Genomic DNA, 21,886 nt, shown 5'->3' on the forward strand with positions numbered 1-21,886 from the left:
AAGAATGAGAGACAAAACAGCAGCCGCCTGCGTGTATTACTTTTATTTTAGTGTATGTAAAATCAAGGCGGCAGTATATCAAAATACGGAAGAGAAGGAAACGGAAAATAGAGAGATAGTTGAAGGGGAAGCAGTGGGGGGAGACAGTCGGCTGTTGGCAATCTACAGCCTGCAATTTGCCGGTTGCCGATTGTATTTAGTGTCTGAACGAAAACTATCTAAACAACTATTTATTGGATAGTTAAGACTACTAATTGTTGCAAATATTTGACGAATATTTTCATTAATCTCAAAAAATGCGCCATTTTCACGAAGATTATCATAGTCAAACTAATATTTTCCAAATTAGGATAAAAAGATTCGCGCTTATGCAACAATTTCAACTCTTAATACAGCAACAAGTTAAATAGTTTTCGTTCAGACACTAGATATGCCAATCGTATATTCGCCAATGCCGAAAGGTGAACTCATTAAAACGGATATATTCCTGAATCCTTCAGGCTGCAGGTGTGTTGCACACCGGAAAGGAACTTATAGTGAATGATATGAGCACGGAACCGGCCTGCGATTGCCTCAGTAGCAAATATAAAGAAGGAGGATGCGTTTACGTTCCCCTTACTATGGGGAAATGGCGATAGGCATGGTGCTGATGATAAAGAAAGAAAAGGGATTTTGGGATGACAGGGATATGCGAAAACTTCTATTGGTTTATGCAGGATTGGCATCATCTGCGCTTTACAGGGTCAGGCTTATGGAGTTCACCAAACATGCCGCAATAACAGACGCGCTAACCGACGTATACAACAGGAGGTTTTTTGAAGATATGTTTGAAAAACAACTTGCGTTGACGATAAGCATCGGGGTTTCCTCTTTTCCGTCGCATGAAACTGAATGCAGTGCTTTGTTGCGATCTGCTGACAAGGCATTGTACAGGGCAAAAGAAAAAAGCAGAGACAAGGTTGAGGTATCATATGTTATCGATTAAATTTGGGCACTACCATCCCTCGCTTGAGAACTCGTTTGTAGAAACTTTGCATACCATAAAAAGCGAAGATCCCTTATCCCCCATTGCCGTTATTGTTCCCACAAACTATATGCTTGAAAGGCTTCAGGAACGTTTGGTAAAGAAACATGACGTATCGTTTCTTAACGTATTTTTTCTCAATTTCTATCTCCTGGCAAGAGAAATATGCAGGAATTCAAAAAATGATATCGGGCATATCCGGCAGGAACCTTTTATTTACGAACGGATTATCACCAAACTTATCGAACAGGAGAGGCATCATATACCTTCCTTAAAAAATATAATATCGCCATCATCCATTGCCCGCTCAATGTTTCATTCTCTGCAAGACCTCACAGACGCCAATGTTAATGCAGATGATTTAAGGGCAGTTATTAATGAGCAACTTACCGGCGGTGCTGATATTCAAAAACTGTCTGATATATCGCGGTTATTTACTCTTTTCCAAAACACGCTGAATGCATCCGGCATATCCCACGATTCAAACCTCTATCGTTCGGCGGCAAAGCACGCTGCTGATTCTGAATATCTCAGAAAATTCAAATATATACTGGCATATGGTTTCTATGATTTAACCGGCGTGGAACAGGATTTTTTCTCTGAAATATTCAGATATTATCCAACAATATTGTTTTTGCCCTACAAAAAAAATCATGCCGTTTTTACCTACGTTAAACATTTCTACGAATCATTTTTGTTGGGGATCGCACGGGACATTGAGGATCTGCCCCCAGATGATCTACAGGGGTTTTCTTATTTAATGGACGCAGACTCGGAAACAAAAACCTCTCTGCATGGAGAATCCATGCCTGACGCCCCTTCATTGGATAACCTTAGCATCATCAATGTATCCGGCAAACATGATGAAATATGGGTGATTGCAAAGGAAATACTCAAACTCATTAATAAAGGTTACGTATTTGGCGATATAGGCATTGTCGCAAGAGAACTTGGGCAATATTTAAACATTATACAGGAGGTTTTTCAGGAAAACGCAATCCCGTTTACCACACTTGACAAGGAACCGATAGAAAAGTACCCCTTATTTACCATGATAAAACAATTGCTATTGCTGGATCGCGAAAACTTTTATCGTCCTATGGTTATCGATATTCTGGAATCACCCTATTTCAATATCCCTGTTCCTGAATTAAAAGACGTCCTTTCACGGCAGAATCTCTGGGATATTATTAGCAGGACAATTGGTATCCATAGCGGTATACGCTGCTGGTTGTCAAAACTTGAACAGTTAAAGAACGCAATGGCAGAGCCAGCGGAGGAAGATATTTTGCCTCACAATATCAATATCTCCTGCGATCAGATTGAGTCGCTGAAAAATATAGTGCAGTTGTTGTCAAATGATTTGCTTTCCCTGCAGGAAAAGGCGACCTGGTCTCAAATGTGTCAAAAAACAAAACTATTTCTCGATAAATATATACACATTCCTTCTGAAGACATAGATCAGGAAATTATAAAAAGAGATATTTTTATTAAAGAAAGAATATTTTGCCTGTTTGACACATTGTCTATTCTCGATCGTATCGATAAAGAAATTACATACGATCAATTTGCAGATACTTTCATAAACGCCTGCAAGCAGGAAGGGATCCAAGCCGGGACCGCTAATAATAAAGGCGTCAGGGTTATGAACGCCATGTCTGCTCGTGGCATACCATTCCGGATACTGTTTCTTGTCGGATTGAACGAAAAGGAGTTTCCACGCGCTATTTTTGAAGAACCATTTTTGCCGGACCATACCCGAAGAATACTATCCGAAGCGCTTGGGAATCATATTCCTGAAAAACTAAGGGGTTTTGAGGAGGAACGTTTGTTATTTTATTTCCTGCTCAATGCCGCGCAGGAAAGGATTTATCTTCTTTATGAACGTTCAGATGAGGCGGGAAAACCCAAAACCCCTTCCCACTACATAATGGACATCCTTCAAAATATAAAAGGAATACATACCCGCAATGAGGATAAAGAAAACAAGTCTCCTGTAAAAATGAACGTTCCCCGCAGCATAAAAAATAAATTATGCAAAGAAGATATATCGCTGCTTACACCCAATGAGGCCGTGATCCGTATGGTGCTGGAACATATAGACCCCTCATGTTGCATTAATGCAATCGGTGGCAACCTGGCAGCCTATACACGTTCCAAATCAGCGTTGCAGGCTATAGAATGTTTTAGCCCCTGTCTCTCAGCATATGATGGTATTGTTTCCGATGGGGAACATTGGTACAAAAATCGTGTACAAAAAGGTTTTAATCCTACGATGCTTGAAACGTTTGGCGCATGCCCATTCCAATTTTTTATGAGAGAAATACTGCAACTGGAACCGTTGGAAGAGCCGGAAAAGAGTGAAACCATATCATTGCCCAAACTGGGCACTATCTATCATGAGATATTAGACACATTATATTGCCATTTAAAAGAAAAGGGATATTTCGATGGGAAAGCCGCCGATACAAATCCAGTTGAATACCTGCATAAAATTGCAAATGAATCATTTGTGAAAATGGGAAAACAAATACCAATTCCCTATCCGCTACTATGGGAACTCAAAAAGGATGAAATAGTCGCCGCTTTAATACATTTCCTGTCATGGGATATTAAACAAATTGAACACACGGGTTATAGCCCTGCTTTTTTGGAAGCAAGGTTACAATTAGCATTGCCAAAAGGCAAATTTGAAGACTATCCGGCAATTTTTTTTAAAGGAAAGATTGACAGAATAGATGTTAAAAAAAGCGGACAGGAAATATATTTCCGGCTGGTGGATTACAAATCCGGAAAGGCAGGCACTGAACATTTATTAAAAGCGGCCGTGTGCGGACAAAAATTGCAACTGCCATTTTACATATCAATGGCAGAACAGTTCCTGGTAAATACCTATAGAAAGGAGGTTTCTCTTCCCTCTGAAATAATATTCGACGAGGCTTCATTCGTTTATATTGCGCGCTGCATGAATGATGAAAATGGAGAAAGATGCCTGCAAAAAAATACCATAAATAACAATGAATGGGCACAGCATAAAGAATTTTTCTGGGCAACCGTCCATGAAATCCTGGCTATCATTCGCCAGGGATTGTTCCCCACCACGGGAAAAGAAAAAAACTGTCAGTGGTGTAAATTCGCTACCCTATGCAGAAAGGGACACCAACCTTCCCGCTTCAGGCTGGAAAACGATGAAAGGTTGCTGAACTACAGAAATAATATTACTAATAAAATTACAAAAATCAGATAAATTTGAAGCGACAAAAATTTCAAAACGTCTGATTCGGGGGGGATTTGGCTTTATATCAAATATTATGCGGGTTTTTTTAAGCCTGAAGTATTTCTTTTCCTGGAGATTTGGAAATGCTGTGAGTTTGGCCGTATTCTTTTTTGTGGCCATGAGTTGTTTACCTAAGCAGAAAATACATGCCTGAAACGGCTGGTTTCGTTGTTATCAGGGACGCTGCCCAATATTTAGTTCAACTATTTGTCACCTATTGTTGAGTTATTTCTTTCATTACAACTCTCGCGGATTATTAATCTTTTATATGTCTAATTTTGACAAGATATTACAGTCGTTTTGCTCTATGCAGCATCTGACGGTAAAAAATCACAATAGTGTAAAGATTCGAAAAATATTATAAGCAATATTAATGTATAAGCCTAAGTAATATTGCATGTTATAAGAATATTTTCAAAATATTATCGAATTTAAAGATTGAAATAATAGTTTTTGATGGTATTATCTTCGAAGTTCAATTTTTTTGTGAAACTGCTCATTGAGTACTAATCCTAAGTCGAGAAAGTATGAAATAAAAAAAAGTTTACTTTTTGCTTGATATCCTGAAGTTTAAATAGTATATTAAGGAAATGAGTGGTTTTGGAAGTTCTGTTCTTTTATAATTTAGAAGTCAATTGCGTGCGAGTACAAAAGCCATAACAATTTCTTTTTTTTGAATAGATGTAAAATTAAGTAGCCAGTTAGTTTGGTTAGCCTTTTGTTGTTTTATGAAGGGTATGATCTTGGCTCAGAACGAACGCTGGCGGCGTGGATTAGGCATGCAAGTCGAACGAGGAAGTGCCCCGTAAGGGGCGCAAGCCTAGTGGCGAAAGGGTGAGTAATGCATTGATAACCTGCCTTTGAGATGGGAATAACTGCGTTTCGAGCAATCGGAACTACCGAAAGGGCTGCTAATACCCAATAATACTATAGGTGCAAAAGCACTTGTGGTCAAATGCTAGGAATTCTGTTCCTTGTGCTTAAAGAGGGGTTAATGTCCTATCAGCTAGTTGGTGGGGTAATGGCCTACCAAGGCAAAGACGGGTAGCCGGCTTGAGAGGGTGGTCGGCCACACTGGGACTGAGACACTGCCCAGACTCCTACGGGAGGCTGCAGTCGAGAATCTTTCGCAATGCCCGAAAGGGTGACGAAGCGACGCCGCGTGTGGGAAGAAGGCCTTCGGGTTGTAAACCACTGTCGGGAGTTAGGAAATGCAGGTGCGTTAATAGCGCACTTGCTTGACTAAGGCTCCAGAGGAAGCCACGGCTAACTCTGTGCCAGCAGCCGCGGTAATACAGAGGCGGCAAGCGTTGTTCGGAATTATTGGGCGTAAAGAGCACGTAGGCGGCCTTGCAAGTCAGTTGTGAAAGCCTTCCGCTTAACGGAAGAACGGCATCTGATACTACAGGGCTTGAGTACGGGAGGGGAGAGTGGAACTTCTGGTGGAGCGGTGAAATGCGTAGATATCAGAAGGAACGCCGGCGGCGAAAGCGACTCTCTGGTCCGAAACTGACGCTGAGTGTGCGAAAGCTAGGGGAGCAAACGGGATTAGATACCCCGGTAGTCCTAGCCGTAAACGATGGGCACTAAGTAGAGGGGTTTTGATTATTTCTCTGCCGGAGCTAACGCATTAAGTGCCCCGCCTGGGGAGTACGGCCGCAAGGCTAAAACTCAAAAGAATTGACGGGGGCTCGCACAAGCGGTGGAGCATGTGGCTTAATTCGATGCAACGCGAAGAACCTTACCGGGGCTTGACATGGTAGAAGTAGAATCCTGAAAGGGTGACGATCGGTATCCAGTCCGAAGCTATCACAGGTGTTGCATGGCTGTCGTCAGCTCGTGTCGTGAGACGTTGGGTTAAGTCCCCTAACGAGCGAAACCCTTGTCTTTAGTTGCTAACGGGTAATGCTGAGCACTTTAGAGAGACTGCCGTCGTTAAGACGGAGGAAGGTGGGGACGACGTCAAGTCATCATGGCCCTTATGTCCCGGGCTGCACACGTGCTACAATGGTCGGTACAAAGGGATGCTAAGTCGCGAGATGGTGCGAAACCTATAAAGCCGATCTCAGTTCAGATTGGAGGCTGAAACTCGCCTCCATGAAGTTGGAATCGCTAGTAATCGCGGATCAGCTACGCCGCGGTGAATATGTTCCCGAGCCTTGTACACACCGCCCGTCAAGCCACCCAAGCAAGATGCACCCAAAATCGCCTGCCTAACCCGTAAGGGAGGGAAGTGCCTAAGGTGTGTTTTGTGAGGAGGACTAAGTCGTAACAAGGTAGTCGTAGGAGAACCTGCGGCTGGATCACCTCCTTTCTAAGGATTGTTGTAACGGTTTTGTCTCGCGCGCAAAAGGCTTCTATTTTTTTTGTAAGTTATATTGCCTTTGGAAACAGAGTGTGGCCCAAATATTGCTCGATGGTTTGGGCCTATAGCTCAGTTGGTTTAGAGCATTCCCCTGATAAGGGAAAGGTCAGTGGTTCGAGTCCACTTAGGCCCACCATTTTCTTTTATACGTCCGGTCTGAAGGGGGATGTAGCTCAACTGGGAGAGCGCTGCCCTTGCAAGGCAGAGGTTAGCGGTTCGATCCCGCTCATCTCCACCAGTTTGATTTCTTTGCGCAAGGTTTTTAGGTCTTGCGGTAACTGGTCGCCTGTCTTTGATAGCTAATTTTAAGCCTGTATAATCACATGTAGACTGCATATTGTATATCTCAGCATTTGTCATTGTTGGAGATTGAAATACTAAGTTTTGCGACATAGTTTGTTCTTTGAAAAGTGAATACTTAACGGGTAGCAATTTGATTCTCGATTTATTTAAGATATCAAGCCAATAAGGGTACATGGTGGATGTCTTGGCGCTGAGAGGCGATGAAGGACGTGGAAGACTGCGATAAGCTTCGGGGAGCTGCCAAACAAGCTTTGATCCGGAGATTTCCGAATGGGGCAACCTACTATAGGTTTATGCTATAGTATCTACACCTGAATATATAGGGTGTAGAGGCGAACGGAGAGAATTGAAACATCTTAGTAACTCCAGGAAAAGAAAGAGAATTCGATTTCCTTAGTAGCGGCGAGCGAAAAGGAAGAAGCCTAAACCAGCTATGTGTCAAGCCCTTGTGCGTTGCATAGTTGGGGTCGTGGGTGTTGCGGTGGCAGTACAAGGACTGCCTGTGAAGTTACAAATGTAATTTTTAGCTGAATAGTACTGGAAAGAATAACCATAGAAGGTGATAGTCCTGTAAGCGAAAAGAATTACACTTCTAGCGTAATTACCCGAGTAACACCCGTCTCGTGGAAGCGGGTGTGAATTTAGGGAGTCCACTCTCTAAGGCTAAATACTACTCAGCGACCGATAGCGTACAAGTAGCGCGAGCGAAAGATGAAAAGAACCCCTGTTAGGGGAATGAAATAGAACCTGAAACCGTGTACTTACGAGCGGTGGGAGCACTATGATTCTTTAATAGAATAATGTGTGACCGCGTGCCTTTTGCATAATGAACCGGCGACTTATTGTGTATTGCAGGTTAAGTCTTTATGGGACGAAGCCACAGCGAAAGCGAGTGTGAAAGCGCGAACTATATGTAGTACATAATAGACCCGAAACCATGTGATCTACCCTTGGTCAGGATGAAGCGAATGTAAAAATTCGTGGAGGTCCGAACGCACTTGCGTTGAAAAGCGAGGCGATGAACTGAGGGGAGGAGTAAAAGTCTAATCAAACTTGGTGATAGCTGGTTCTCTCCGAAATAGCTTTAGGGCTAGCCTTATGGCGTGAATATGATGGGGGTAGAGATACTGAATAGATTCTGGGGCCTACCAGGCTACCAAGTCCAATCAAACTCCGAATACCATTATATAAGTCATAGGAGACAGACATTGGGGGATAAGCTTCATTGTCAAAAGGGAAACAGCCCAGACCGACAGCTAAGGTCCCTAAAATAGACTAAGTGATAAAGGAAGTGAGAGTGCAAAGACAGTTAGGATGTTGGCTTAGAAGCAGCAATCATTTAAAAAGTGCGTAATAGCTTACTAACCGAGCATTCTTGCGCCGAAAATATTACGGGACTAAGTTTATTACCGAAGCTTCGGATTGTTCGAATTATTTATAATTTGAACAGTGGTAGGAGAGCGTTCTATGTTAGGTTGAAGAGAGACTGTAAAGACTCTTGGACGATATAGAAGTGATTATGCCGGTATAAGTAGCGATAATATAAGTGAGAATCTTATTCGCCGTAAGCCTAAGGTTTCCTGGGGAAGGTAAATCCGCCCAGGGTTAGCCGGAGCCTAAGTCGAGGCTGAAAGGCGTAGACGATGGACAACAGGTTAATATTCCTGTGCTACCATAATAGCGTTGAACATGGGGGGACAGAGGTGTAAAGGTTAGCAAGCCTAATAGACACGGTTTGTTCAAGCCGGAGATGTTATTCCAGGAAAATCCGGAATGCTAAAACATCGATGGTGAGTACGTTGGCGTAAGCCTATAAGTAACCGGAGCATCTCTCAAGAAAAGCCTCGATTGTGAGTTATTGTGGTATCCGTACTAAAACTGACACAGGTAGGCAGGGAGAGAATCCTAAGGCGCTCGAGAGAACCCTCGTTAAGGAACTCGGCAAAATTACTCCGTAACTACGGGAGAAGGAGTGCCTCAAGTAAAATTGAGACCACAGTAAAAAGACCCGGGCGACTGTTTACTAAAAACACAGGTCTCTGCTAAGATTTAAAATCAACGTATAGAGACCGACGCGTGCTCGATGCCAGAAAGTTAAGGGGATGGGTTAGTGTTTGAAAAGATGCGAAGCTCAGAACCGAAGCTCTGGTGAATGGCGGCTCTAACTATGAGAGTCCTAAGGTAGCGAAGTTCCTTGTCGGCTAACTTCCGACGTGCATGAATCGCGTAACGACTTGGGTACTGTCTCAACGAGGGACTCGGCGAAATTGTAGTCGTGGTGAAGATGCCACGTACCCGCGGCAAGACGGAAAGACCCCGTGAACCTTTACTGTAGCCTATTATTGGGTTTTGGTACAATTTGCGTAGGATAGGTGGGAGACTTTGAAGTCTCGGTTTTGGCCGGGATGGAGTCGCCGTTGAAATACCACCCTTGTTATGCTAAAATTCTAACCAAATGCCGTGAATCCGGGTTTGGAACAGTGGTAGGTGGGCAGTTTGACTGGGGCGGTCTCCTCCAAAAGAGTAACGGAGGAGTCCAAAGGCTTCCTCAGTGCGGTTGGCAATCGCACGTAGAGTGTAAGGGCAGAAGGAAGCTTAACTGCGAGACATATAAGTCGAGCAGGTGTGAAAGCAGGGCCTAGTGATCCGGTGGTTGTGTGTGGAAACGCCATCGCTCAACAGATAAAAGGTACTCCGGGGATAACAGGCTTATCGCCCCCGAGCGTCCATAGCGGCGGGGCGGTTTGGCACCTCGATGTCGGCTCGTCGCATCCTGGGGCTGGAGAAGGTCCCAAGGGTTCTGGAGTTCACAGATTAAAGCGGCACGCGAGCTGGGTTTAGACCGTCGTGAGACAGGTCGGTCCCTATCTGTCGTGGGTGTGTGATATTTGAGGAGATCTGTCCTTAGTACGAGAGGACCGGGATGGACGTACCGCTGGTGTACCAGTTGTCGTGCTAACGGCATAGCTGGGTAGCTATGTGCGGAAAGGATAAATGCTGAAAGCATATAAGCATGAAGCCTACTCCAAAACTAGATATCATTTTCTTTTAGAAGAGAGACACCTTGTAGACTACGAGGTTGATAGGCCAGAGGTGTAAGTATAGTAATATATTTAGCTGACTGGTACTAATTTGTCGAAAAGCTTGAGTTCTTTATATAAATTGCGTTTCAATTTGTTACCGTTAAGTTATTCATTATTGCATAAGCTGTTAATTTTTTTGATACTTTTTCAAAAAAAATATTACACATTGACGATTTAGTTTCAAATGCTATCGTTTGAAAAAGAGTGAAGTTTGAGGTTGATTGATATAAATTTATAATTTCCGGTGGATATAGTAAGAATGAAACACCCGTTTCCATTCCGAACACGGTAGTTAAGCTTCTTACGCTGATGGTACTGGTGAAAGCTGGGAGAGTAAGTTACTGCCGGGAATAAATAATAAAACCCGTCCCGATACATCGGGATGGGTTTTATTATTTGTAGCTTTATTTTTATCTTAAATCTACAAAAAACTAAATTTAGGTTATATTTTCAAGTTTTATAGGTGAAATTTAAAATAAAGGTAGTCCATCATGGATTCAGAGGAAGAGAAGTTCATTGAATTTCTTTATTCTCGAGGTTTAAAATATACAACAGAACGAAAGTCTGTTTTTACTCATGTGTTTGAAAGCCATAAACACTTTGAAGCAGATGAGTTGTTAGTGGATTTGAGGCTGAATGGTTATAAAGTATCAAAAGCGACGATTTATCGTTCTCTTGCTCTGCTTGTCGAAAGTGGGTTGTTAAGAGAAGTTATATCTGGCGAGAGGCACACGCATTATGAGCATGTTCATGGACAAGAACATCATGATCATTTAGTCTGTGATAACTGTGGTAAGATTATAGAATTTTTTGAAAAAAAAATTGAAAATCTACAAGTTGCTGTGTGTAAAAAAAATAAATTTGTTCCAAAATCACATCGGTTACAAATTCAAGGACTGTGTGAAGATTGTTTTAAAAAACCTGACGAAAAGTTATGTCAGTAAGAAATTTTTGTAGAAAGGGTATTTTTATGTCTAGGGTTTGTGAGATATGCAAAAAAAAGACAGTAGCGGGCAATCAGATTGAAACTAGAGGTTTGGCAAAGTGGAAAGGTGGCGTAGGTAAAAAAATTACAGGGAAGACAAAACGAAAGTTTAAGCCGAATATACAAAAGGTAAAAGCACTGATTGATAACAAAACTGTGAAAAGAATAAAAGTTTGTACGAGGTGCATTAGTGCTGGAAAAGTAATAAAAGCATTATAACCTTATGAATCGTGGATAAGTTGAAAAATTATGAATATTAGTAATAAAGACATCGAATATGTTGCATCATTATCAAAATTTGAGCTTAGTGACGATGAAAAGAAAATATTTACAAGTCAGTTGCGAGAAGTGCTGTTGTATATAGAAAAATTAAATAAACTTAATACCGAAAATATTGCGCCGTTAATTCACCCTTTCAATATTACCAATATATTTAGAGAAGATACGTTGGAAGAATCAATCAGACGGGAAAAAGCCCTCTCCTTGGCACCTGCTACTGAGGGTTTTTTTTTTAAAGTACCAAAAGTACTGGAATAAATAATTTGTTATAAGAGAAGCGTTTTTGAAATTTTTAAGTTTTACCGCACTTCAAATAAAACGGAAAATATTATCAGAAGAAATTCGGGCAACGGACATAGTTAATATGTTGTTTGAACGGATTTTTAAGATCGATTCAAATATACAGTCATTTCTTACATTAGATGAAGAAAACGCATTTAAAAAGGCTAAGGAAATTGACAAGAAGGTTGCAAACCATGAGAGTGTAGGTTTGCTCGCGGGTATCCCCATTGCCGTTAAAGATAATATTTGTACAAAAGATTTAACTACTACGTGTGCCTCTAAGATTCTCAAAACTTTTATCCCACCGTACGATGCCTTTGTTGTTAAACGGTTAAAAGAAGAAGATTCCATTATAATTGGCAAAACCAATTTGGATGAATTCGCAATGGGTTCTTCAACCGAAAACTCCAGCTATAAAATTACTCGCAATCCTTATAATCAAAATTTTGTGCCAGGCGGATCAAGCGGTGGTTCCTCAGCAGCAGTGTCCGCAGATCTTGCATTTATGGCATTGGGTTCTGAAACTGGTGGTTCAATAAGACAGCCTGCGGCTTTGTGTGGAGTTGTTGGATTAAAACCAACTTACGGAAGGGTATCTCGATTTGGTTTAGTTGCATTTAGTTCTTCTCTTGATCAAATTGGCCCTATCACTAAGGATGTAAGTGATGCTGCATTGCTTTTGAGTGTAATTGCAGGTAAAGATAAGAATGATACTACGTGTGCTGATATAAATGTCCCTGATTATCTAAATGGAATTGGTGGTGGTGTAAAAGGCATTAAAATTGGCATTCCGCGTGAATATTTTGCAGAGGGTTTGGATGCTGATGTTCGTACGGCAGTAGATAACTCTTTAAAAATTTACGAAAGACTTGGGGCTAAGCTTGTAGAGGTATCTTTGCCCCATACTGAATATGCAGTTGCTGTTTATTATATAGTGGCAAATGCAGAGGCAAGCTCTAACTTATCGCGATTTGACGGTGTAAGGTATGGTTTTCGTGCAAACAATATAAAAGGCATTGATGAAATGTATTGCCGGTCCCGTTCGGAAGGATTTGGTAATGAAGTGAAACGGCGTGTTATGCTCGGCAACTATGCATTAAGTTCAGGTTATTATGAGGCTTATTATTTAAAAGCTTCAAAAGTGAGGAATTTAATAAAAAAAGATTTTGACACGGTCTTTGAAAAAGTTGATTGCATTGTTTGCCCCACCTCCCCTGTTCCTGCATTTAAGATCGCAGAACGTATTGACAATCCCTTAGAGATGTATCTTTCTGACATTTATACCATTCCCGCAAACTTGTCCGGCATTCCAAGCATTTCGATTCCTTGTGGATTTTCTAAAGAAGGTTTGCCGATTGGTTTGCAGATACTCACCAATTACTTCGAAGAAGCTAAAATGTTACAAATTGCATATTCTTTTGAAAGAGATACTGACTTTCATTTGATTGAACCCAAATTGTAATTTTACTGTATTAAAGGCAAAAATATTCAAATGGCTTACGAGGTTGTTATAGGACTAGAGACCCATGCTGAATTGTCTACAGTCACAAAATTGTTTTGTGGTTGTAATGCAAAGTTTGGCGCTGAGCCCAATACACAAATATGTCCAATTTGTTTAGGAATGCCTGGTGTTTTGCCGGTCGTAAACAAAAAAGCCTTTGAGTATGCATTAAAGGCTGCTATAGCACTGAATTGCACTATTAACCGATACACGAATTTTGATAGAAAGAGTTATTATTATCCGGACTTACCCAAAAACTATCAGATTTCACAAAATTATTATAATTTAGGTGTTGATGGATTTATCGTTATTGAAGTGAACAATGCCATTCAGAAAATCAGGGTACATAATGTTCATCTGGAAGAAGAAGCCGGTAAGCTTATACACCCTGAAGAAGCAGGTGCAGATTATAGCCTTATCGATTTTAACAGAGCTGGAGTTCCTTTGTTGGAAATTGTTTCATACCCGGACATGAGAAATATAGTTGAAGTAGAAAGCTATATGCAGACATTAAGAAAAATAATTTTTTATACAGGCATATCTGATTGTAAGATGCAGGAGGGATCACTTAGATTTGAGGCAAGCATTTCATTGAGAAAAAATGGTGAAAAAAAATTGGGTAATAGGGTGGAAATTAAAAACCTAAACTCAATGAAATCTGTATTAAAGGCGATTGAATATGAAACATCAAGGCAGCGCGAATTACTGAATCGTGGTGAAATGATAGAGCGGGAAACGCGATTATGGGACGAAATACGCGGGAGAAGCGTAAGAATGCGTTCAAAAGAAGAAGCGCAGGATTACCGCTATTTTCCCGAGCCGGATTTATTACCGTTTGTGATAGATGAAAAATGGATATGTTCGATAAAAGATACTATTCCGGAACTTCCTCTTGAAAGAAAACAGAGGTTTGTAGCGTCTTTTCAATTATCCAATTACGACGCTGATTTGTTGACTGAGGATAAAATGCTTTCAGATTTTTTCGAGGAATGTGTGAAGGTTGTAAATCTCCCTAAAGCATTATGTAATTGGATAATAAATGATTTGTTAAGGGAAGTAAAAGAGAAACGGTTGGATATTGCTTCGCTGAAAATGAAACCGGAGCAATTAGCATCTCTCGTGGGAATGATTGATGATGGCACAATAAGCAATACAATTGCCAAAGAAGTGTTTTCTGAAATGATTGACACGGGAAAAGAACCAAAAACAATTATCGAAGAAAAAAAACTGGCGCAAATTAGTGATGAGTGGCAGATAATTGAAATAGTAGATAAGGTTATTGTTTCTCATCCAAATGCGATAGAAGATTATAAAAAGGGTAAAAAGAATGCTATTGCCTTTATCATTGGACAAGTTATGAAAGAATCAAAGGGAATGGCAAACCCAAAAATAGTGAATGAAATCTTGAAGAATAAATTGAAAGGTTTGGACTAAACGACGCTGTCATTAACCTCAAATTTTGTCCGTTTTTAAAAACATTCATCATGTTACATCCGTGGAACCATAAGAAACTATGAAGCGCTACAATTATTTGAAGAAGTATTAATTAATTTTGAATTTTTGAGCCACTAAATTTGCAAAATAATAAATAGGCATAATTTTTATGTATGATTTGGCAAACCGATATAATATCGTAAAGATAAAAAGATTAAATCATAAAATAAGAGATTGTTAATGAAAATAGGTGAATTTTTAGTTAAGAATAATTATATTTCACAAGAAACATTAAATGAAGTGCTCAGTTTACAAAAGCATGATAACAATTTGCGTATAGGTGAATTACTGGTAAAAATGGAGGCTATTACAAAAAAGGATTTACTTCAGTATATTAATGAATATATAAAAGTTGCGACAAATATAGACATGGGAGAAGCAAAAGATTGGTTGAGCCAGGATCAGGTAGATAATATGTTTTCGAAATATTTTAATTCTCATAACTAATTCTTTCTTATCTATCTGTTTGGCTCCTTTCGATATCCTTTCTATATTTTTCCTCGCTACCGCTAAATATTTCTAGCACCTCTTTTCATTCCGCGTGTTGTTTGCTTATAGACGCATTGGTCCGAGATTTACTTCCATATTGACTCTGTTGATTAACTATCATTTCGACAACATGCCTGATTTGTAGTACTTTGCAATATAATTTTGATGTTGCCGTGGGTTTCCATATCCCACCTTAGATTGTTGATGTAGAGACGCATTGCATGTGTCTCTCTGTTGTTTCATTCAACATTTTCATTATGTGCAGCAGTTTCCGGACGCATGCAATGCGTCTCTACAAAAAAATTGAAATTCCTAAACGTTAAATTAGCGCAAGAACAATGATTGTAATATTTTTCGCTCTAAGCCGGGAAATTGTTTCTATAAAATCAAAAGTAAATATTTTGGGGAAAATACGTTTCGGACATATTACATTTTACCATGCCGAGCTGTATGGTTTTCCGGTAGCACTTATTCAGACGGGAATAGGGCAAAACGTTTCCTCTGTTCTCCAGCACTTATCTCAACAATTCAGAATACAGTTAGTAATTTCTTCTGGTTTTGCGGGGGCGCTGCGGCCGGAAATTGATGTGGGCGATTTGGTCATAGGGGAAAAAGTATTGTATGTAACAGATGAAACATTGGGAAAGAAAGCGCATAGCAGCCCGGTTATTTCCTGTGAATCTTCCATTTTGGATGTGGCGAGGGAATTGTCCGGCAGCCCTCGTTTTAAAGTACATTATGGAATAATTGCGACAACAAATAAAATAATCCACTTATCTTCATACAAAAAATTACTTGGAAATACTACTTATGCAATTGCCGTTGACATGGAATCTTTTCTGATTGCGGAACAGTCGCATAATCTAGGGATCCCATTTATTGTCGTGCGGGCAATTTCCGATAGGGCAGATGAAGATGTGGCTGTCTGTGAAAACCTTGTTAATGAAAAAGGGAACATAAATGTGCCTGCCGTATCATTGTACCTATTTAAGAAACCGTACAGCATTTTTACCTTAAAAAATCTCCGTAAACAGGCAAAGTTCGCATCACGCTCATTATCGGAGTTCCTGCCGGATTTTATTACACAAATATATAACACTCTGTTAAAATGATGGCGGCTGTTACCCCGGACGAAAAGCATTGTAGCACCTCACCCCCTTTAATTTTAGTTTGCGAAATGCAGAAATTCAAAATCCCAAATAGCATAACAATTAAGTTTATAGATGGTATGTATTATTACATAAGGAGATGGAAATGCCGTTACCAACCATAGAGTGGGAAGGGAATATAGAAGGCCGTGTTCGATTGATCGACCAGACCCTTTTGCCTGCTGAAATAAAGTATATATATTGTGAAGACTTAAAGAGTATTTGGCGCGCAATTAAAACACTCATGGTACGAGGAGCGCCGGCAATTGGCATCGCAGCGGTTACCGGCGTGTTATTAGGAATTAAAGATATTCGCACCGATGATACAGAGGCTTTTTTTAAAGAACTAAAGAATGTTACAAACTATCTTGGTTCCTCACGGCCTACGGCGGTAAATCTTTTCTGGGGGCTTTCCAGAATGGAACGTGTTGCATGGGAAAACCGTGATAAACCGGTCCATACAATCAAAGAAATCCTCTTGCGGGAAGCAATCAATGTTCAAAATGAAGACAAATCTATTTGCAGGCAAATAGGGGAAAACGGAGCGAAGTTTATTAAAGACGGTGATGGCGTTCTTACACATTGCAATGCGGGCGGACTTGCCACTGCGGATTACGGCACCGCGCTGGCAGTTATGTTTAAGGCAAAAGAAAACGGTAAAAAATTTAAGGTCTACGCCGACGAAACCCGTCCACTTTTGCAAGGCGCACGACTGACGACATGGGAACTCATGCATGCCGGCATAGACGTTACACTTATATGCGACAACATGGCGGCTCATGTAATGAAATTAGGCAAGATTCAGTGTGTTATTGTGGGCGCAGACAGGATTGCGGCAAATGGCGACGCCGCAAATAAGATTGGCACATATGGCGTATCAATCCTGGCAAAAGAACATGGCATTCCTTTCTATGTCGCAGCTCCGGTATCTACATTTGACCTGAATATCACATCTGGCGATGAAATTCCCATTGAAGAACGGTCATCAGAGGAAGTTACCTGCGGGTTTGGCAAAAGAACGGCACCGGAGGGAGTAAAGGTATTCAATCCCGCCTTTGATGTAACGCCGGCAAAAAATATTACTGCGATTATTACCGAGAAAGGCGTAATAGAAAAACCTTCCACGGAAAACGTGCAAAAAATTTTAGGTAAATAACATTTCATAGAGTGGTATAGCCGCCACCAAAAAGATTTTAACCACGAAGCACGAAATAAAAAATACGAAAGGTGCTCTTGTTTAAAATTTTAAATTATCTGTAACTATTGAGGGTAAACGATACATGGCTCGTTCCCAAACCTTGTACTGAACATAGTGAAGTATCTGTTTGGGAACGCAATTGCGCTCTGATCTCCGGTAGTTTAATAAATTACGCTGAATAGTCACAATCATTTTGTCATTAAAATTTGTTTCGTATTTCGCGTTGCGTATTTCGTATTTCACCATTAAATATTTTGCCAAAAGATGCGAAAAAATTACTGATAAGGTACTAAATATACTAGCCGCAAACCCTCCGTTTTAATATTTCATTAAAGGAATACTATGCATGAAACTACGAAATTATCTCTTACAGACAATACCAATCCTTGCTATTTTATTCGTTCTTCCAGGCTGCGGTGACGAAAGGGTATATATAAAATTTAAAACCTCAGAGCAATTTTTTATTGATGACTCGAAAACGGATGCGGATAAACTCAACCGTGAGCTTGAATATGACATAAGGCAGGCAGAAAAAAAACGGAAAGAAAAACAACAGAAAGAAGAAGCGGCTAAAGCCGAAGCCGAAGCCGAAGCAGAAGCAGAAAGATTACCTGCCGAATAAGGCTGGTTAATGGATGCTGGCATTAAGGCTTTGCATCAATGCAAACTTGAACCTCCATTTTATATTGTTCTTGCCTGCCGGTAGGGGGGGATTTCGCCATTAAACACCTGGTGTCGTCTTTGGCCGCAACCAAATTCGAAAATCCGAAGCGAATTCTAATATCAAGTGAAAAAAATTAAAAACGAGGTTTGGAATATTTGAATTTGTAGTTTTGAGTTTTGAGATTTTTTCGAATTTCGAATTTAGCGGTTTTTAATGAACAAAAACTTACAAAACGAGGATGGAGGAAATAAGTTGTACGTAAAGGCGTAATTAAGTTTCAATCATTTCCACATTTGTCCGGGGAACAACCGCAGATGTGCCATCTGCAAATGCTACTTCAAGCACGCGTACGGTGGCTTCTGTTTCGATGAGTTGTGGGGAAAAGGGCAGTGCCTTGATGTTTCCGATCCTGCCAAAATAGGGCGCACGAATGACCCTCACCGGATCTCCGATTTCCATACCTCTGTCTGCCATACCAGTATCTTTCTCTCCGGTTGTCTGAGTTGCAAGCGGTATTATAATTTCAGGACGCACCACCCCTGCACGTATCTGAGTCGCCCCGTTTATTGAAATCTTGGCGCCTGCGCGGGATTTGAGCAATTCGAACGTCCTTTGTGCCATTTGTATGCGCCCAAACCCTTCCGTAATGATAAGCGTTATGTCAATTTCTTCCGAACCGGTAATCGCCACGCCTAAATCATATCCCAGGAGTTTCTTAAGGTCATCATCATTAAAACCACCGACAATTATACCTTTAACGCCGATCTTTTTTGCCTTTTCAATGGTATCATATTCAACAAAAGCGCCGCCAACAATAATTTTGTCTTTGTATTCAGAATGAATTTTATCTGCGGTAATTATATCGTCAGGGCCGTCAACGGCGATTGCAAGTTCGCCAACCGTTTCCCCGCCAACGCCAAAAATCCCCTGTATGAAGGTGCCAACCGTTTCTACCACCACCCCCTCTTTTTCCATTACTTCTGTAACGATACCATCAACGTGGGAATATACCTCGATCGGCCTTGGAGGTTCGCGCAGAAGAATTTGTCCCGTTATCGTAGAGATTGTTTCAATAGTACCGGTAATGGGCGATAGCAAAACAGATTTCATCATCTTCAGCCATGGCCTTGTCTCCGCAATGGGTTCGTTTTTCTGTACGGAATCACCCTCTTTTTTCAACATGTAATCCTTAAGGTCTTTTGGTTGAATTCCCAGCCGGTTAACCGCATTAGTGACGTGCACTTTGCCGGGTAAATGGGTGACAGCTACAACATCCTCAGCCTTCAACGTAGCGCCTTTTTTAACAAGAACGTCACCCAGCAGGGGCAAGGATCTTCGGCTTGCGATTTTTGTTTTTTCAGATATGCGTAAACCAGGTGTATATGCGTGTGTCATGTTTTACAAAATCCTGTTTTTAATGTAGAGACGCATTGCATACGTCTGTAAACTGCTGTACGTAAAGAAAAATATTGACATAACAAAGAGACGCATGCAATGCGCCTTTAAAAAATATTGAAATTCCTAAGCTGGCATGGCCAGAACCAAACAAGCGCGAAAATAGTCCCCAATCTCCAGTCCTCGATCCTCAATCTGCAATTTGCCGATTGCTGATTGCTGATTGCTGATTGTAGATTGCCGACTACAGAAGTGGCCATTAAATATTTTCCAAAAAGCACGCACTGACGAATGGAAGTGTGCAAAGAAAGTAGTGATAAGTACTAAGCATAATTTAACGTCCTGGTAAAACTCCTATTGCGGATACGCATCAATGGCTTGCGTCCATTTCTTTAATTGCTCTACCCGCGAGGCTTTATCTTTCGCCAAAACAACAGGTCTTCCCCGGGTATCGATTACAACGCCGATAACCCCGCCATGTACATGTGCGGTGATAGCCTTTCCCCTTCCCTTGCCTACATCATAATTCTTCGACGGGGATATCTCCATTTCCGCAGTTTCATTAATATCAAGGGGTATCACGCGCAAATCTCCAAACGGCATTGATTCTTCCCTTGTTTTCCCACCGGGCAGGGTTATTTTATACGACAGACATGCCTCCCCTGCCTTGCCGGTGCGGCTTTTTGCAAGAGAAACGCAGGTTCCAAGATGAATCAGGCAATCTTTCATAAATACCTCCGTTGCCGCCTTTTCATTTATTGAGGAAAGGACTCCGAGATGCGGCATCATGAAAATACTGTCCACGGCAATCCTCGTTATCCCTTCCGGCTGAAAGGCGTCAATCATCATAAGCATTGATTGCACCCTTCGCGGCGCATGGGATAATACCCCTCCGCTGCCAACCAGAAGATCTAATTTTAGCATGTCAACAATCGTTTCTGCTGAAACATCCTGTTGTAACGCCTCGGAAATATCCCTCTCCCGCTGTACACCTCTTAACCCGACTGCCAATGATTTATGCTGATCAAAGGAAAGCCTGAGCGCTTCACGAGACAATGCCTGCTCTATTTTTAGTTCATCCAGAGTTTGCGGTATGGTCGTAGGGCGGATCATTTTATTCTTAATCCTGTTCCTTAAATCAGATTCCTCTATATCAAAAGGCATCCACCTCAAAATATTCGGAAGTCCCGCCTCTGCCAAAACATTTGACACGCTATAGCTCATTCCCAGATTTGCGCTAACCGTACGGTTGAAGACCTCTCCATAAACGGAAAAAACATCAGTTGTTGCACCACCAATATCAACCCCGACTACGTTAATATTGTCCCTCTTTGCTATCGTCTGCATAATGAGGCCGACTGCCGCCGGGGTAGGCATAATCGGGGCGCCTGTCCAGGTCATCAGTGTCTTGTAGCCTGGCGCTTGCGCCATGACATGTTCAAGAAAGAGTTTTTGAATCTCCTGGCGTGCAGGGAAAAGATTTTCCCGCTCCAGTGTGGGACGCAGGTTTTCAGTGATATGCAGCGAAGTTTTTTCCCCCAGTATTTCGGTGATTTTTTGACGAACGTCCTTGTTGCCTGCATACACAATGGGAAGTTGAAATGACATGCCGAGCCTTGGTCTTGGATTCGCTGCCGCGATATATTCTGCCAGTTCCACTACGTGGGTAACCGTCCCCCCGTCCGTACCTCCGGAAAGGAGTATCATATCGGGCCGCAGGTGTCTTATCCGGTCAATTTTTTCATGAGGGAGCCGTTTATCATTTGAGGCAATGACGTCCATGACGATTGCGCCTGCCCCCAATGCCGCTCTTTGGGCGCTTTCTGCTGTCATAGTCTTGACTGCCCCCGCAACCATCATTTGCAATCCCCCGCCTGCGCTGCTTGTGGAAACATAAATATCAACCCCCACATTGCCACTGGCAGGAGTTATAATTTTTTCTCCGTCTAAAATCTTCCTGCCTGAAAGCTCCTCCACCTCCGCAAATGCGTTGAGTACTCCACGGGTAACGTCTTCAAAAGGGGCTTCCACGGTTGTCGGTGATTCTCCCCTGAATGTTTGCCGGTAAACGCCGTCATTTTTCTCAATTAAAATAGCTTTTGTAGTGGTACTGCCACAATCTGTGGCAATGATAACATTCAAATCAGGATATTTTTGTTCCATAATCTATGTTCTATTTTAATGTGAATTATTGTAACATTTTAGTTTTTTGAAAAATTCCCGGGATTGAAAAAATACCATGTAGCCCCGTCAGGGGCGGTCTGTTTGTAGCGCAATAAAATTCAATAAGGTAAATAGTGTCTGAACGAAAACTATTTAACTTGTTGCTGTATTAAGAGTTGAAATTGTTGCATAAGCGCGAATCTTTTTATCCTAATTTGGAAAATATTAGTTTGACT

The 21,886-nt window shown here is 41.2% G+C and carries 14 protein-coding genes, 2 tRNA genes and 3 rRNA genes; 17 read left to right on the forward strand and 2 right to left on the reverse strand.

The genetic code is table 11. The annotated features are described in order from the left end of the window. Positions 1 to 4 precede the first annotated feature (4 nt). The 17 genes from QZT26_RS05650 (at position 5) to QZT26_RS05730 (ending at position 18,050) form a co-directional block, all read left to right on the forward strand. Positions 5 to 241: a hypothetical protein gene (locus tag QZT26_RS05650; protein WP_295101157.1), complete on the forward strand. Its 237-nt coding sequence runs from the start codon at positions 5 to 7 to the stop codon at positions 239 to 241. A gap of 357 nt (positions 242 to 598) precedes the next feature. After that, a complete protein-coding gene (locus tag QZT26_RS05655; RefSeq protein WP_099324329.1) occupies positions 599 to 985 on the forward strand; it encodes a diguanylate cyclase in 387 nt (128 codons plus the stop codon). Next, complete coding sequence (locus tag QZT26_RS05660) at positions 972 to 4,271, forward strand: PD-(D/E)XK nuclease family protein (RefSeq protein WP_295101160.1); 3,300 nt, start codon at positions 972 to 974, stop codon at positions 4,269 to 4,271. The genes QZT26_RS05655 and QZT26_RS05660 overlap by 14 nt, the downstream gene beginning before the upstream one ends. Positions 4,272 to 5,026: 755 nt before the next feature. Beyond that, a 16S ribosomal RNA gene (locus QZT26_RS05665) occupies positions 5,027 to 6,615 on the forward strand. Between the two features lie 109 nt (positions 6,616 to 6,724). Continuing rightward, a tRNA-Ile gene (locus QZT26_RS05670) sits at positions 6,725 to 6,802 on the forward strand. A gap of 26 nt (positions 6,803 to 6,828) precedes the next feature. Beyond that, positions 6,829 to 6,904: transfer RNA gene (locus QZT26_RS05675), tRNA-Ala, on the forward strand. A gap of 217 nt (positions 6,905 to 7,121) precedes the next feature. Next, positions 7,122 to 10,121, forward strand: a 23S ribosomal RNA gene (locus tag QZT26_RS05680). A gap of 171 nt (positions 10,122 to 10,292) precedes the next feature. Further along, positions 10,293 to 10,402 (forward strand): 5S ribosomal RNA (gene rrf / locus QZT26_RS05685). The 16S, 23S and 5S rRNA genes sit together here with 2 tRNA genes alongside, the layout of an rRNA operon. Positions 10,403 to 10,543: 141 nt before the next feature. Beyond that, positions 10,544 to 10,996, forward strand: a complete 453-nt coding sequence (locus QZT26_RS05690; RefSeq protein WP_099324327.1) for a Fur family transcriptional regulator — start codon at positions 10,544 to 10,546, stop codon at positions 10,994 to 10,996. Next, positions 10,987 to 11,256: a 50S ribosomal protein L28 gene (rpmB, locus tag QZT26_RS05695; protein WP_230405758.1), complete on the forward strand. Its 270-nt coding sequence runs from the start codon at positions 10,987 to 10,989 to the stop codon at positions 11,254 to 11,256. Before QZT26_RS05690 ends, rpmB begins: the two co-directional genes overlap by 10 nt. Before the next feature lie 30 nt (positions 11,257 to 11,286). Continuing rightward, positions 11,287 to 11,574, forward strand: coding sequence for an Asp-tRNA(Asn)/Glu-tRNA(Gln) amidotransferase subunit GatC (gene gatC, locus QZT26_RS05700; RefSeq protein ID WP_230405759.1), 288 nt, complete (start codon positions 11,287 to 11,289; stop codon positions 11,572 to 11,574). A gap of 25 nt (positions 11,575 to 11,599) precedes the next feature. Beyond that, complete coding sequence (gatA, locus tag QZT26_RS05705) at positions 11,600 to 13,060, forward strand: Asp-tRNA(Asn)/Glu-tRNA(Gln) amidotransferase subunit GatA (RefSeq protein WP_099324325.1); 1,461 nt, start codon at positions 11,600 to 11,602, stop codon at positions 13,058 to 13,060. A 30-nt stretch (positions 13,061 to 13,090) separates the two neighbouring features. After that, a complete protein-coding gene (gatB, locus tag QZT26_RS05710; RefSeq protein ID WP_099324324.1) occupies positions 13,091 to 14,533 on the forward strand; it encodes an Asp-tRNA(Asn)/Glu-tRNA(Gln) amidotransferase subunit GatB in 1,443 nt (480 codons plus the stop codon). A gap of 240 nt (positions 14,534 to 14,773) precedes the next feature. Beyond that, positions 14,774 to 15,040, forward strand: a complete 267-nt coding sequence (locus tag QZT26_RS05715; protein ID WP_099324323.1) for a hypothetical protein — start codon at positions 14,774 to 14,776, stop codon at positions 15,038 to 15,040. A gap of 380 nt (positions 15,041 to 15,420) precedes the next feature. Then, on the forward strand, positions 15,421 to 16,194 hold the full coding sequence (locus QZT26_RS05720) for a hypothetical protein (protein ID WP_099324322.1): 774 nt from the start codon (positions 15,421 to 15,423) through the stop codon (positions 16,192 to 16,194). A gap of 142 nt (positions 16,195 to 16,336) precedes the next feature. Continuing rightward, a complete protein-coding gene (gene mtnA / locus QZT26_RS05725; RefSeq protein ID WP_099324321.1) occupies positions 16,337 to 17,386 on the forward strand; it encodes an S-methyl-5-thioribose-1-phosphate isomerase in 1,050 nt (349 codons plus the stop codon). A 388-nt stretch (positions 17,387 to 17,774) separates the two neighbouring features. After that, a complete protein-coding gene (locus QZT26_RS05730; RefSeq protein ID WP_295101166.1) occupies positions 17,775 to 18,050 on the forward strand; it encodes a hypothetical protein in 276 nt (91 codons plus the stop codon). Positions 18,051 to 18,362: 312 nt separating this feature from the next. Here the strand turns inward: QZT26_RS05730 and QZT26_RS05735 are convergent, their stop codons facing one another. Beyond that, on the reverse strand, positions 18,363 to 19,487 hold the full coding sequence (locus tag QZT26_RS05735) for a hypothetical protein (protein WP_099324319.1): 1,125 nt from the start codon (positions 19,485 to 19,487) through the stop codon (positions 18,363 to 18,365). Between the two features lie 354 nt (positions 19,488 to 19,841). Beyond that, entirely contained in the window at positions 19,842 to 21,650 is a 1,809-nt protein-coding gene (locus tag QZT26_RS05740) for a glutamate mutase L (protein ID WP_099324318.1), read from the reverse strand. Between the last annotated feature and the right edge of the window lie 236 nt (positions 21,651 to 21,886).

Source organism: uncultured Candidatus Kuenenia sp. (assembly GCF_900696675.1).
In the GTDB taxonomy this organism is placed as follows: domain Bacteria; phylum Planctomycetota; class Brocadiia; order Brocadiales; family Brocadiaceae; genus Kuenenia; species Kuenenia stuttgartiensis_A.